Below are 14595 nucleotides of genomic sequence, written 5' to 3'. Positions count from 1 at the left end.
GATCCGTTATACCGAACGTCTGGCACAAGCCGGTATTGAACCGTCTGTCGGCAGTCGCGGTGACAGTTACGATAATGCGCTGGCTGAAACGATCAATGGCCTGTACAAGGCTGAACTGATACACAGGAGAGCTCCCTGGAAAACCAGGGCTGCTGTGGAGCTGGCAACTTTGGAATGGGTTGCCTGGTATAACCATCAACGCCTGCTTGGATCTATCGGGTATATTCCTCCAGCTCAGGCTGAAGAAAACTACCGACAAACCCAGGATAATAAGACATTGATGGATATTTTACTTTAACCAAATAGCCTCCTCGATTGTCGGGACGGTTCACTAGCAGCATTGAGTTACCCACGGTGTAGTGAACCTCCGTACCGATCGGAGTATTCAGCTCAACGAGCTTCTGCCGGATAACACCTAATGCTCGGTCACGATCTGTAACGTCAATGTCGATCCCGCAGAACTCTACGCGAGGACAACCGTCAGGATATGGCTTGCCAAGCTGAGAGCCCCCACCAGAGATTACCGACGCCAACTACCTCCAACACCTCAGTCAATGGGTCCTCGAACTGTTCACCCCTCATGAGAGGTTGAATATCGCCAGGGATCATCACGTAAATGAACATCTCCGGATCCAATCCTGGATCAGTCTCGGCCGGAAACCTACCCGAACGACCGAGAAGCTTGCGCAGGAACTTAAACATGTCATCTAACGGGTCGCGAATTGTGCGACACCCCGAAATAATTGAGATACACGCAGTGTATCGAAGATTGTTGAGTGGACATAGCCGCAAAGCGATGTTCGGTCGAATGAAGGGATAGGCAGCGCTGTGCACCGTTCCCCGAATTCGATCAAGTCCGCGACCGTATTCGTACCAGGCACTATAGCCTCCGTACCGAAACACAATATGTGCAATGGATAAAGCGTTTTATTCTGTTCCACGGTAAACGCCATCCGCAAGAAATGGGCTCAGCAGAAATAGAGGCGTTTTTAACGCATTTGGCAGTAGCCGGTAAGGTATCGGCCTCAACTCAAAATCAGGCATTGTCGGCTTTACTGTTTTTGTATAAGGAGATACTGTCAATTGATTTACCTTGGCTGAATGAGATCGTGCGCGCCAAGCAACCTCAGCGGTTGCCCACTGTTCTGACACGTACCGAAGTACAGGCTATCTTGGTCAGGATGAGTGGAACCTATGGTTTGATGGCGAATCTGCTATACGGCACGGGGATGCGTTTGATGGAATGTGTGCGCCTCAGGGTGAAGGATGTGGATTTTGAACGTGGAGAGATTTTGATTCGCGATGGTAAAGGATCAAAAGATCGCGTCACGATGCTGCCGGAGTCGTTGGCGGGTCCTTTACAAGCACATTTGCTTCATCGCCGGACTTTGTTCGATGATGATAGCCGATTAGGTAAGGCATCGGTGTATTTGCCGGATGCGTTGGAACGAAAATATCCCAATGCGGCAACAGACTGGGTGTGGCAATATATTTTCTCTTCTGGAAGTTTTTCGATCGATCCGCGCAGCGGTACCGAGCGGCGGCATCATATCGACGAGAAACTATTGCAGCGGGCGATGAAAAAAGCAGTGCAGGCCAGTGGCATCACCAAGTTGGCCACTCCGCATACCTTACGCCATTCGTTTGCGACCCATTTACTCGATTCAGGCTACGATATCCGCACTATCCAGGAGCTGCTCGGTCATAAGGATGTCCATACAACGATGATTTATACCCATGTTCTCAATAAAGGCGGGCGGGGTGTCAGAAGCCCACTGGATATGTAAAATCAGTACTGCCAGCTAGACCACATATCACCTGACGATTCATCCAGCTGATGCCCGCAAGCGGGCACAGCTTGATTCAGGCTAAGACCTGATCAGATTAATTTATTACATCTTCATCATGCAGTCAGGCTTTGTAGGAATTTTCGATTCAGGAGTTGGTGGACTGGCTGTCTACCGTGCCGCTCGTAAGCTGCTCCCGCACCAGGCATTTGTCTATGTTGCAGATTCTGGGTTTGCGCCATACGGTAGTCGTGAATCTGCCTACATCATCCGCCGCGTCACTGAAATTGCGGATGCTCTGGTCAATAATGGAGCGAAAGCACTCGTAGTCGCGTGCAATACCGCAACGGTGACTACCGTAACCGCACTCAGAGCTAAGTATTCCCTGCCTATCATCGGTATCGAGCCCGCTATCAAACCTGCCGCAGCAATCAGTCGAAATGGCCGGATCGTTGTCCTCACAACGCGAAGAACCGCGGAAAGCGAAGCTGTTGCACAACTTTGCGTTCGCTATGGGACCCATGTTCAAATCATGCTTCAGCCATGTCCCGGACTCGCAGATCAGGTCGAAGCAGGAAATATCGATGGGGAAGAAGTAAAGGAAATGCTCAGGCAGTATCTCGCTCCAGCGGTCTCACTGGCCAATGATGTTGTTGTGCTGGGCTGCACCCACTTCACCTTCCTGGCGGATCAGATTCAAAATCTGGCAGGTCCGCAAGTTACCATCATTGAACCTTCGGAAGCCGTGGCCCGACAACTCGCGCACCGCCTCTCGTCCAGCAAGATGATTTCGGTGAACCAAGCCCAAGCTGCCGAAGCGTTCTATACTACAGCCGCCTCACCGTCTGCTGTCGGTGACATCATGTCCAAATTACTCGGACGCCGTATCGAGGTGTTGGCGGCTAATGGTCTGGGCCTTGCAAGTATCGCCTGACCCGGTCCTAACAATAGTAGCTTTGGCAAGTTTATTGCCAACTGGCAGAGAAAAACCCGCCAGCCGTCGCATCAGTGTCAAAGTCACGAATAGCCACCATTCACCACTCACAAGGAAGGTGGTGGTTGGCATGCGCAGCCTGTCCGATAACCTTTACGATGGCCACACACTGGCTCAAGTCATTGAGCAGATCACCCACCTGACCAGCCAAAACCCCAGTACGTCACAAAATCCCACTCCCCATCACTTCTTGATAGGGGAAACAAACCGTTCCGGATGGATTAATTCTCAATATTCTTTATTAACCATATTGAATTCATGGCTATTAAGGTTCACACTGCCGGAGCGACTGAATAAATATCGTATAAGAGTTGTAAATGGAAGGTGAAATGTTAATTCCTGACCGCAGTGAAATAGATATGGAATTAGGCAGCCTCTGACAGAACAGCCAGACAATCATTTATTTATGAGCGCCCAAGCTTCGTCGGACCTGGTAAATAACAATAGAAATCAGAATCAGGTTTTCGCTTATTTATGCGGAAAATATTCCTGTTTAATGAACTGATCAAATGAGGTTGATCTTAGCACCATAGCTGTATCAACCAGAATCCGGCAGGCACATACGCGGGGTAACCCGGATAACTTCAATTTAAGATATAGGGAGTCAACAAATGAGTAAACACCTATGTTTCACTGCGTTCAGTTCAATCGCTCTGTTTCTGTTGTGTTTCAGCAGTTGGGCGAGCGCAGTTGCTCCTGCAGAGATCAACGAAGCGCGTCTGGTAGCGCAATATAATTACTCCATAAACATTCTGGCCATGCTGCTGGTCGGTTTCGGTTTTTTAATGGTTTTCGTACGAAGGTACGGGTTTAGCGCAACTACCGGTACCTATCTGGTCGTAGCCACCGGACTTCCACTCTATATTCTTTTACGCGCAAACGGGATTTTCGGGCACGCATTGACGCCCCACTCCGTTGATGCAGTAATCTATGCGGAATTTGCCGTGGCTACGGGGCTGATTGCCATGGGAGCAGTACTCGGGCGTTTACGGGTTTTTCAATACGCGTTACTGGCATTGTTTATCGTGCCGGTTTATCTGCTGAATGAGTGGCTGGTGCTGGATAATGCTTCAGGGTTGACTGAAGGATTCCAGGATTCTGCCGGATCGATCGCTATCCATGCTTTTGGTGCATATTTTGGTTTGGGAGTCTCCATCGCTCTGACTACTGCGGCGCAGCGGGCTCAGCCGATCGAATCGGATGCGACTTCGGATCGCTTTTCAATGCTGGGATCAATGGTACTGTGGCTTTTCTGGCCGAGCTTTGCGACTGCAATCGTACCATTCGAACAGATGCCCCAAACCATAGTCAACACACTGCTTGCTTTATGCGGCGCCACACTCGCCACCTATTTCCTGAGCGCATTGTTTCACAAAGGAAAAGCATCCATAGTAGACATGGCCAATGCAGCACTTGCTGGGGGGGTAGCGATCGGGTCAGTCTGTAACATCGTCGGACCAGTAGGTGCTTTTGTGATTGGTTTGCTGGGTGGTGCTATTTCTGTCGTGGGTTTCGTATTTATTCAGCCCATGCTGGAATCCAAAGCCAAGACGATAGATACCTGCGGGGTACACAATCTGCATGGATTACCAGGATTATTGGGCGGATTTAGTGCGATCCTGATAGTGCCAGGTATTGCCGTGGCTCAATTGACGGGTATCGGTATCACACTTGCGCTGGCTTTGATTGGCGGTGTGATTGCTGGAGCACTGATCAAACTAACCGGTACAACGAAACAAGCTTATGAGGACAGTCACGAGTTTATCCATCTTGCAGGACCTGAAGATGAGCATAAAGCTGAAAGGCTGGTATTAGAGGCAAAAACTGAAATACAGGGACTGAAAAATCGTATTGATGCTGCTGTATTGAGTGCCAAGTCAGAAGGATAGAGCTTGTTGTCCATGAGTTTTTGGCAGTCGGGGGCGGGCCACGAATCAAAAAGATTAATGTTCATGTCCGGCCCCCCTTCTTTTAGAATTTCCAAATACGCTTTATCACCTGACATCACGTGGAAACCGCTGCAGTTGGGCTTATTCCACAAGATATTTGATGCTGAAACAAAATGAGACAAAGACAAGCATGATCCTTAACTACCGCTGGCTTTACGATACAGTACGCAAGCGTTTTGAATCGGATGAAGCGATGGAAGCTTTCCTGCCCAAAGCGCTCACCCCTGCAACGTTAAAACAGAAAGGTGATGACCGTTATCTTTCTGCCATGAGCCAGCGGGTATTTCAGGCCGGCATGCAACACTCGGTAGTCAATGCCAAGTGGCCTGCTTTTGAAGAAGCCTTCTGGGGCTTTGTACCTGAAACAATGGTAATGCTCAGCCCGGAACAGATCGAAGGCTATATGAAAAACAGCAGCATCATCCGTCATTACACCAAACTGCAAACCATCCCCAGAAATGCCCAGTTTATTCTGGATATTCGCCAGGAACAGGGTTGCAGTTTTGGCGAGTTTATTGCTGACTGGCCGAGTGCTGACATTATCGGCTTATGGCGTTTACTGGCCAAACGTGGTGCTCGTCTGGGCGGGCGCTCGTCTGCCGGATTTTTACGTTTGGCCGGAAAGGATACTTTTTTATTGACCAGCGACGTGACTGCACGCCTGATCGCTGCAGGCATTATTGACCATGAACCCACCGGTCAGCGCGATAGGCAAATCATCCAGGATGCTTTCAATGAATTGCAGCAAGATTCAGGAAGACCGTTGTGTCAGCTATCGGCCATGCTGTCGTTGAGTATTAATCCGCGGTTTTAGTGAGAAATTCAAGGCCTGACAGCCAGCTTCATTCAAGCTGATGCCGCTTCGTGACATAGCTTGATTCAGGCATTAAAGCGTCAATACGGGATACAGTGAATCCCAGCCGGAATGACACAATTCTTGATCTCAATGGAGGAATAACATGACAATACCAGCAAAAAATACGGTTTGCCTTTGGTACGACGACTGCGCCGAAGATGCAGCACGGTTTTACGCCGATACCTTTCCCGATTCATTCGTCGGTGCAGTACATCGCGCACCGGGAGATTTCCCATCAGGGAAGCAGGGGAATGTGCTGACCGTCGAATTTACTGTGATGGGCATCCCATGCATCGGGCTCAATGGCGGACCAGTTTTCACGCACAACGAGGCATTTTCGTTTCAGGTCGCAACCACTGACCAAGCCGAAACAGATCGCTATTGGAATGCGATCATCGGCAATGGCGGTCAGGAAAGTGAATGTGGCTGGTGTAAGGACAAGTGGGGGCTAAGCTGGCAGATAACGCCAATCGTCCTGATAAATGCAATCACCCATCCCGATCCCGCTGCTGCCAAACGTGCGTTCGATGCAATGATGCAGATGAGAAAAATCGATATCGCCACAATCGAAGCAGCACTTCGCGGTTGAAATACGGACAGTCTGCTCAGACGTGCACATCCGACAAACAGCTTAACGTTCCGGGCTGCTTCTCCGGAAGAGCGCTTCGGCAGTTAACGGGCCATCAGCTTCTGACAACCCGTTTGATACAGACATATCATCAGCCAATCTGATAATTTTTATCAATCAGTGTGATAACGCACACTTTGCGCATGGACTGCTTCAATCAATGCCAGCGCATTCTCAGGCGGGGTGAACTGTGAAATGCCATGCCCGAGGTTAAATACGTGGCCATGGCCGTGACCGTAACTTGCCAGTATCTTCCCGGCTTCAGCAGCAATCACTTCCGGTGAGGAAAACAGTACGGCCGGATCCAGATTCCCCTGCAAAGCGACTTTATCCTGGGTACGACGGCGGGCTTCGCCAATATCGATCGTCCAATCCAGCCCGATTGCATCACAACCGCTGGCCATGATGGATTCCAACCATAATCCGCCACCCTTGGTAAACAGAATATTCGGAATACGATCACCATTATGTTCGCGCTTCAAGCCATCCAGAATCTGGTTCATGTAGCGTAAGGAAAACTCCTGATAAGCAGCGTGAGACAACGCTCCGCCCCAACTGTCGAAAATCATCACAGCCTGTGCACCCGCTTCGATCTGGGCATTCAGATAGGCAGTGACTGCTTGTGCCGTCACACCCAGAATATGGTGCAGCAGATCGGGGCGCGCATACAACATGGTCTTGATTTGCCTGAACTCACTACTGCCCGCTCCTTCCACCATATAGCATGCCAATGTGAATGGACTGCCTGAGAATCCGATCAGTGGAACCCGATTATTCAGCGCTGTGCGGATCTGCCTGACAGCATCCGTCACATAGCGCAAATGAGTATCGGGATCAGGTACGATCAACGAACGGATTTCCCGTTCTTCGCGTAACGGGCGCTCGAAACGCGGCCCTTCCCCATCTGCAAAATATAATCCCAATCCCATTGCATCCGGGATCGTCAGAATATCGGAGAACAGAATCGCAGCATCGAGTGAAAATCTGGCCAGGGGTTGTAATGTTACTTCCGTGGCAAAGTCAGGATTCTTGCAAAGTGACAGAAAACTGCCTGCCCGCGCACGGGTCTGGTTGTATTCCGGCAGATAACGGCCAGCCTGGCGCATCATCCAGACAGGGGTATAGTCCACAGGCTGTCGCAGCAGGGCACGGATGAAGGTATCGTTTTCTAATTTGGTCATAGTGCTATTTAAATTCCCGGAAATGATTAAGCAGTGGAACAGAAGTCATAGCGATCTCGCTACATGGGTAGCCTCAACCCAGTTTATGCAGTTGCTGATCGAGTTTCTCCAGAGTGGCACTGAACGTGGCCAGCCGTTCTTTTTCCTGCAGCACTACCTTTTCTGGCGCACGCTGAAGAAAATCGGGATTATCCAGTTTCGTTCTGGCTTTGCCAATTTCAAGCGTCAGTCGTTGCATTTCCTTATTGAGACGTTCACGCTCGGCAGCGACATCCACCTCGATTTTCAACATCAGCCTGAATTCACCTGTAATGGCAACCGGTGCATCGGTATCCGGCAATCTGTCCGGCAGGATAGTTACTTCAGACAATTTGGCCAGTGCCAGCAGATAAGGTGAAAAATCTGCCAGCCGGGAAGGATCACCTTCTATCAGCAGTGGCACTCGCTCTGCTGGTGATAGTTTCATTTCCCCGCGCAGCGTACGGCAGGCGTTGACGATTTCCTTGAGCAGTTGAACATTGGCTGCAGCATGCTCATCCATACGTGCCGGATCCGCTTGCGGATAAGGTTGGTGCATGATGCTGGTACCGGTTTTACCTGCAAGGGGTGCAACCGCCTGCCAGAGTTCCTCGGTAATGAATGGAATGATCGGATGTGCCAGCCGCAGTGCTGCTTCCAGTACACGCACCAGTGTACGACGGGTGGCACGCTGATGCGCTTCATCCGCGCTGCTCAACTGCACTTTCGCCAGTTCTACATACCAGTCGCAGTATTCATCCCAGACGAATTCGTACATCTCGCGCGCGGCAAGGTCAAAACGGTATTCATCAAAAGCCTGCACCACACCCTGCTCAGCCTGCTGCAAACGGCCAACGATCCATTTATCCGCTTGTGAGAAATTCAGCGGCAAGGTTTCATCCAGACCGGTGTCTTTGCCCTCACAGTTCATCAGCACGAAGCGGGTAGCGTTCCACAGTTTGTTGCAGAAATTACGATATCCTTCACAACGCTGCAGATCAAACTTGATGTCACGCCCATGTGAAGCCAAGCTGGCAAATGTAAAGCGCAGCGCATCGGTCCCGAATGCGGGAATCCCTTGCGGAAACTGCTTGCGGGTAGTTTTTTCGATGGATTCTGCCTGTTTGGGATTCATCAGGCCGGTGGTACGTTTTCTGATCAGCTCTGTCAGCGAAACACCATCGATCAGATCGAGCGGATCGAGCACATTACCCTTGGATTTGCTCATTTTCTGGCCTTCCGCATCACGGATCAGGCCGGTAATGTATACCTCTCGGAAAGGTACCTCACCGGTGAAATGCAGGGACATCATCACCATACGCGCCACCCAGAAGAAGATGATGTCGAATCCTGTCACCAGCACTGATCCGGGCAGAAAAGTCTTGAGCTCGGGTGTCTGCTCCGGCCAGCCCAATGTCGAAAAAGGCCATAACGCTGAAGAAAACCAGGTATCGAGCACATCGTCATCCTGTCGGAGGATTTCTTTACCGGACAGTTTTCTGGCTTCTTCCAGATCATGCGCAACGGTTACGTTGCCATCTTCATCGTACCAGGCCGGTATCCTGTGCCCCCACCACAGCTGGCGCGAAATACACCAGTCCTGGATGTTTTCCAGCCACTGATTGTAGACATGTGTCCAGTTCTCCGGCACGAACCTGACCTTGCCGCTTGCAACTACCGCCAGACCCTGCTTGGCCAGACCTTCCATCGCCAGATACCACTGGTCGGTCAACATCGGTTCAATGACGGTATTGGTGCGATCTCCACGCGGAACCATCAGTTTATGCGGACGGGTTTCAACCAGCAGTCCCTGTGCCTGAAGATCGGCAATCACTTTCTTTCTGGCATCGAAACGATCCAACCCCTGAAACTCTGCTGGAGCATTGTCATTGATCTTGCCATCCAGTGTAAAAACATTGAGCGGGATCAATTTGTGCCGCAATCCGACCTGATAGTCGTTGAAATCATGTGCCGGGGTAATTTTGACGCAACCGGTACCAAAAGCAGGATCAACATAACTGTCTGCAATGATCGGGATCGTGCGTTCGGACAGTGGCAAACGCAAATGACGTCCGATCAGGTGACGATAACGTTCATCTTCCGGATGAACTGCAACCGCCATATCCCCCAGCATGGTTTCCGGGCGTGTAGTGGCAACGACTAGCCCCTGATGCTCACTGCCTCCTTCCAGTTGTTCGAAAGGATAAAGGATATGCCAGAGTGAACCCTGTTCTTCAACCGAAACCACTTCCAGATCCGAGACTGCTGTCTGCAGTACCGGATCCCAGTTGACCAGCCGCTTGCCGCGATAGATCAGCCCTTCCCGGTAAAGGCGCACGAATACCTCGGTCACCGCGCGGGAGAGTGTTTCATCCATGGTGAAACGTTCGCGCGACCAGTCACAGGAAGCCCCCATACGGCGCATCTGACGGGTGATCGTGGAACCTGATTCCTCCTTCCATTGCCAGACTCGCTCAAGGAAAGCTTCACGCCCCATCTGACGGCGATCCTTGCCTTCCTGATCCAATTGCCGTTCAACCACGATTTGTGTGGCAATTCCAGCATGATCGGTACCCGGTTGCCATAATGTGTTGTCACCCAGCATGCGGTGATAACGAATGAGTGCATCCATCAGGGTATGCTGGAAGGCATGTCCCATATGCAGCGTACCGGTAACATTGGGCGGCGGCAGCATGATGCAGTAGGGATCTGCTCCCTTATGGTCGGTTGGGCTGAAATAGCCGGCCGTCTCCCAAGTCGAATACCAGCGGGTTTCTATCTCTTTTGGATCAAAGCTTTTTGCAAGTTCCATGATGATCAGGTAATTGAGGAAATGCTGAAAAAAAGCGCCAGACAAGATGTAGAAGGCAGTTGTCTCTCAGAATTTCCTAAGGCGAACCGGTAGAATAAAACCGGTCATTATAACCAATGAAGGCAGAATGAATGGCTTAAAGATTCTTGGGTAGCCGTTTTCCCAATGCTTGTATCAGGGTAAGCCGCTCAGCAGGATCAAGATGGATGGAGGTTTCTCTCAATGCTGCATCAAAGGCAAAATACAGCAGCTCGGAGATTTCTGACTGGGAGGGCCATTCGTCCAGCACGAGCGTCACCTGCTCAGTCAGAACGGGAATCCCGTCGACCTCGGACGATACACTCTCATCATTCTGAGGTACTTCAACAGGTCCGACTTCGGCAGGCAGCATTTCCCCAGGATCATCCAGCTTTGCAACAGTCTGTTCCGACGATTGCATGAGGGAAGACTGTTCGCGCCGATGCCGGTGCAACATCGAATCCACTTTACCCAGCAGAAGTTCATCTTCTTCCGGTTCTGCAGAAAGATCAGGCTGATCGTCAGTCACCAGATTGCTCCTCGACGGATAAAAAATGCAAAATCCGAGATATGAACCATTCTTATATCGCCAGAAAACCCATCAATTTCCATCGAGCCGGTGATGGCGAACATCGTGTCCCTGTTCCTGGTAGTGCCGGTAACGTTTGCGCGCCTGCAGTTTACCATCCTCTGCTTCATCAACAATTTCCACCACGCGTGGAAACTGTTCAAATCCTGGCGGAACATCCGCATCCAGATTGAGTAATACACCAAAACAGCCGGCTTCCATCAATACGGGCCGACTGTTCATTATTACGGGCGTCACATCTGCCAGCTTGTTATCCACCCGGCAATGCGGCACGAAGCCGGTGGGTGTAAACGTCCAGAGTAACTTATCAAACTGGCCTGCCAGACGCTCATCCGGAACATAGACGACGGTTTTCAACCCCTGCTGCACCGCTTTTGCACACAGGCGACAGGCTATCAGCAATCTGTCTGCTGCCCCAGTGTAAAAATCAATCTGTGTCACATCAGCTTTGAGAAGTTAATGTTCCTTAATGTTTGTTTGCACGGCTGATCAGGAACTGCGTCAGCAATGGAACCGGACGCCCGGTGGCCCCTTTTTCCTTGCCGGATTTCCAGGCTGTACCGGCAATATCCAAGTGTGCCCAGCGAAATTTCTTGGTAAACCGTGACAGGAAACACGCAGCGGTGATAGCACCTCCCCAGCGGCTGCCAATATTGGCAGTGTCGGCAAAATTACTCTTGAGCTGTTCCTGGTATTCATCGAACAGCGGCAGATGCCAGGCACGATCATAAGTTTGCTCACCTGCCTGAAGCAGCTCCTGTACGAGCGGCTCATCGTTACCCATCACTCCGGATACCACATGGCCCAGAGCAACCACACAAGCACCGGTAAGCGTTGCGATGTCCACCACGACTTCCGGATCGTAACGTTCCGTGTAAGCCAGAGCATCACATAAAATCAACCGTCCTTCCGCATCGGTATTGAGTATTTCGATCGTCTGACCGGAAAGGCTGGTAACGACATCACCCGGTTTGGTCGCATTACCTCCTGGCAGATTTTCAGTGGTCGGGATAACACCGATCACATTGATCGGCAACTTCAGCTCTGCAACGGCTGTCAGCGTACCGAATACACTTGCAGCGCCACCCATATCGTATTTCATTTCGTCCATTTCGGCAGCCGGTTTCAGTGAAATACCACCCGCATCGAACGTTACACCTTTGCCGACCAGGGCAACCGGTTTTTCCGAATCTTTTCCACCATGATATTCCAACACAATCAGCTTGGCCGGCTGGTGGCTACCACGTGCTACGGCCAGTAATGCACCCATGCCCAGTTCTTCCATGTCTTTTTCTTCCAGTACGGAGAATTTGAGATTGAACGTTCTGGCCATTTCTTCAGCCTGTCCGGCCAGATAGGAAGGTGTGCAGATATTGGGAGCAAGATTGCCCAGATCCTTGGTCACTTTCATGCCGTGTGCAATGGCCAGCCCCTGCTGCAATGCCGTTTCTACCGCTGCTGCTGTGGATGTGTCGGTGATGCCAATATCTACCTTGGCCAGGGAGGGCTGGCGCCCCTCGGGCTTGCTCTTGAGACGATCGAAGCGATATGCACTTTCTTCGGCCAGGATCACCGTCTGCAACACGTTCCAGGCAACATCTCTTCCTTTTACGGTAAGTTCGGTCAGATACAAGCCGACATCCTTCGCGCCAGTCGGCTGCAGCGCTTTGAATGTTGTACGAACAACATCCAGAAATACTTTTTCCCCGAATTCCTCTTCTTTACCCAGCCCGATCAGTAATACACGCTTACTGTCGATGCCGGAAATACCGTGCAATAACAGTGTCGTGTTTGCCCTGCCATCCATATCCCCCTGATCCACGATCCTGCCAAGATGGCCTTTGCCAGCTTCATCCAGCACTCTGGCTGCTTCAGTCAGTTTACGAGATTCGAACACCCCGACGACAATACAGTCGCCACGGTATTTTTCCGGATTATCGGATCTGATTGCGAAGTCCACGGTTTTATTACTCCTGTTTTATTTGTTTATTTTTGATAATGGCTACCGATCGGACTATGGCCATACTTCTGCTTCCAAATCAAAAACTGAACTTCCTGCCATATTCCGGAATCCTGCTTGCGACATTCGACACAAATAGGTTTAATTAATAGTTCACGACATTCAACACAAATGAGTTTGATTAATAGCCCTTCTCCAGTGTTTTCATGGAATTATATCGGGTAGAATGACTGTTCTCGGAAATCCAGAATGAATAAGCACGCTATCTGTTCACCACCTGAGAAGGATGTATGAAAGAAAACTTACTCGAACAATTGCGGTTTTGTACAAACCTGCCCAGTTTGCCTTCTATTGTGCTGAAAATCATTGATCTGGCAGGTAATGCAGACACCAGTCTTACGCAGATAAACCATTATATCTCGCTTGATCCTGCACTTGCCGCCAAAATTATCAAAACCGCCAACTCTCCACTGTATAAATCCAGGTATCCAGTCAGCAACATCAGTCAGGCGACCGGTATTCTGGGAACATACGGTGTGACTACGATAGCATTGTCCTTCTCGCTGGCTGATTCTCTGGTAAAACAATCCGGGAAAAAACTGGGTATGGCCGGCAGCAACATCTTCTGGCGTCGTTCGATCACCTCGGCACTGGCCAGTCGCGCTCTGGGTGAACGCCTGGGAATGAGCAGGATGCTGGATGATCTGTTCCTCGCGGGATTACTGCAGGATATCGGGATTCTCGCTTTCCATGCACTTCTGCCCGAAGACTATCCTTCAGTTTTTTCACTTGCAGACAATCATAATGCCCTCCTTGCGGCTGAACGCGAAACATTCGGCGTAGGGCATGATGAACTGGGTGCCGCATTGCTCGAATACTGGAAGTTTCCCGGTTATGTACCTGCTGCCTGCCGCTACAGCCATACCGCACCAGGAAAACCCAATGCCGGGATCAACGAATGTGTCGCCACCTCCGGATACGTTACGGATTATTTTCTTTCACAGGACAGAAAAGAGAAAATTGGTGAAGTAACCCGCATAGCAGAAGCTTATCTCGGCCTCGACGAACATGCATTGATAGAAGTTCTCGAGGCCATGCAGAATGAGTTGCAGCATGTAGAGGATCTGTTCGAAATCACCATTCTGAACCCGGCTCATCTCAGCAGCATCGTTACCGAAGCCAGGGAATTACTGATAGTGCACGCCACCATCAAGGTTCGCGAACTTGGAGATAAAATCCGGCATGATGGTTTGACAGGCGCACACAACCGGGCTTTCTTCGACGAAACATTCCAGAATGAATTTCAGCTTTCGATTCAGCAGGGATCACCGCTTTCTCTGGCAATGATCGATATCGACAATTACAAGACCTTTAACGATACTTACGGACATGTTGCAGGGGATGGCGTACTGGTTACGATTGCCAGAGCCATTACCGAGCAGATCCGCCAAACAGATATTCTTTGCCGGTATGGTGGCGATGAGTTTGCCCTGATTCTGCCAGGTACTACACTTTCGGCTGCGCGTCACACCCTTACCAGGATAATGGAAAGTATTGCAGCCATTGCCTACAAGCCAAACGAGGTGAATACCATTCGCATCACGACTTCCATCGGCCTGGCCGTCAACATGGACAAGGAAAAATCGTTCTCGACTCACAGAGAAATGCTGGAAGCTGCAGATCGGGCGTTGTATGCCGCCAAACATGCCGGCCGCAACCGGATCGCTGAATGGAACCCGTCGCTTACATCACTTTTGAAAAGCTGATCACACCTGTCCGCACAGCATTTATACGGCACAACAT

General features: G+C 50.5%; 12 protein-coding genes. 7 read left to right on the top strand and 5 right to left on the bottom strand.

The window, feature by feature from the left end; all coding sequences use genetic code 11:
- The 6 genes from B5D58_RS09265 to B5D58_RS09235 form a co-directional block, all read left to right on the top strand.
- The coding region (locus B5D58_RS09265) for an integrase core domain-containing protein (protein WP_143779563.1) at window positions 1-298 on the top strand (298 nt) is incomplete at its 5' end.
- 568 nt (window positions 299-866) lie between these two features.
- Window positions 867-1787, top strand: a complete 921-nt coding sequence (locus tag B5D58_RS09255; RefSeq protein ID WP_041356430.1) for an integron integrase — start codon at window positions 867-869, stop codon at window positions 1785-1787.
- Between the two features lie 118 nt (window positions 1788-1905).
- The gene (gene murI, locus B5D58_RS09250) at window positions 1906-2721 is read left to right on the top strand and encodes a glutamate racemase (RefSeq protein WP_011111084.1); all 816 of its coding nucleotides are present in this window, start codon (window positions 1906-1908) and stop codon (window positions 2719-2721) included.
- 671 nt (window positions 2722-3392) lie between these two features.
- Window positions 3393-4670: an ammonium transporter gene (locus B5D58_RS09245; RefSeq protein ID WP_011111083.1), complete on the top strand. Its 1278-nt coding sequence runs from the start codon at window positions 3393-3395 to the stop codon at window positions 4668-4670.
- Window positions 4671-4830: 160 nt separating this feature from the next.
- A complete protein-coding gene (locus B5D58_RS09240) occupies window positions 4831-5544 on the top strand; it encodes a DNA-3-methyladenine glycosylase I (protein ID WP_011111082.1) in 714 nt (237 codons plus the stop codon).
- A gap of 145 nt (window positions 5545-5689) precedes the next feature.
- Window positions 5690-6175, top strand: a complete 486-nt coding sequence (locus B5D58_RS09235; RefSeq protein WP_011111081.1) for a VOC family protein — start codon at window positions 5690-5692, stop codon at window positions 6173-6175.
- A 152-nt stretch (window positions 6176-6327) separates the two neighbouring features.
- Here B5D58_RS09235 and hemE read toward each other — a convergent pair whose 3' ends face one another.
- The 5 genes from hemE to B5D58_RS09210 all read right to left on the bottom strand — a co-directional run bounded on the left by hemE (window position 6328) and on the right by B5D58_RS09210 (window position 12792).
- Complete coding sequence (hemE, locus tag B5D58_RS09230) at window positions 6328-7395, bottom strand: uroporphyrinogen decarboxylase (RefSeq protein WP_011111080.1); 1068 nt, start codon at window positions 7393-7395, stop codon at window positions 6328-6330.
- Window positions 7396-7468: 73 nt separating this feature from the next.
- On the bottom strand, window positions 7469-10225 hold the full coding sequence (locus B5D58_RS09225; RefSeq protein WP_011111079.1) for a valine--tRNA ligase: 2757 nt from the start codon (window positions 10223-10225) through the stop codon (window positions 7469-7471).
- Window positions 10226-10361: 136 nt separating this feature from the next.
- On the bottom strand, window positions 10362-10772 hold the full coding sequence (locus B5D58_RS09220) for a hypothetical protein (protein WP_011111078.1): 411 nt from the start codon (window positions 10770-10772) through the stop codon (window positions 10362-10364).
- A gap of 72 nt (window positions 10773-10844) precedes the next feature.
- Window positions 10845-11273 carry a DNA polymerase III subunit chi gene (locus B5D58_RS09215; protein WP_041356427.1) on the bottom strand — a complete coding sequence of 143 codons (429 nt, stop codon included), beginning with the start codon at window positions 11271-11273 and terminating at the stop codon, window positions 10845-10847.
- A 25-nt stretch (window positions 11274-11298) separates the two neighbouring features.
- Window positions 11299-12792 carry a leucyl aminopeptidase gene (locus tag B5D58_RS09210; protein ID WP_011111076.1) on the bottom strand — a complete coding sequence of 498 codons (1494 nt, stop codon included), beginning with the start codon at window positions 12790-12792 and terminating at the stop codon, window positions 11299-11301.
- 290 nt (window positions 12793-13082) lie between these two features.
- Between B5D58_RS09210 and B5D58_RS09205 the strand changes: the two genes are divergently transcribed.
- Window positions 13083-14558, top strand: a complete 1476-nt coding sequence (locus B5D58_RS09205; protein WP_011111075.1) for a GGDEF domain-containing protein — start codon at window positions 13083-13085, stop codon at window positions 14556-14558.
- Window positions 14559-14595: the final 37 nt, after the last annotated feature.

Source organism: Nitrosomonas europaea, assembly GCF_900167395.1.
Taxonomy (GTDB): domain Bacteria; phylum Pseudomonadota; class Gammaproteobacteria; order Burkholderiales; family Nitrosomonadaceae; genus Nitrosomonas; species Nitrosomonas europaea.
Note: the sequence above shows the minus strand (reverse complement) of the source record. Positions and strands in the feature narration are given on the sequence as shown.

Bases quoted from the DNA above. Each gene is read 5' to 3' on its own strand.
- B5D58_RS09205 (WP_011111075.1), top strand. From the start codon at position 13,083: ATGAAAGAAAACTTACTCGAACAATTGCGGTTTTGTACAAACCTGCCC.
- murI (WP_011111084.1), top strand. From the start codon at position 1,906: ATGCAGTCAGGCTTTGTAGGAATTTTCGATTCAGGAGTTGGTGGACTG.
- B5D58_RS09235 (WP_011111081.1), top strand. From the start codon at position 5,690: ATGACAATACCAGCAAAAAATACGGTTTGCCTTTGGTACGACGACTGC.
- B5D58_RS09245 (WP_011111083.1), top strand. From the start codon at position 3,393: ATGAGTAAACACCTATGTTTCACTGCGTTCAGTTCAATCGCTCTGTTT.
- B5D58_RS09225 (WP_011111079.1), bottom strand. From the start codon at position 10,225: ATGGAACTTGCAAAAAGCTTTGATCCAAAAGAGATAGAAACCCGCTGG.
- B5D58_RS09240 (WP_011111082.1), top strand. From the start codon at position 4,831: ATGCTGAAACAAAATGAGACAAAGACAAGCATGATCCTTAACTACCGC.
- hemE (WP_011111080.1), bottom strand. From the start codon at position 7,395: ATGACCAAATTAGAAAACGATACCTTCATCCGTGCCCTGCTGCGACAG.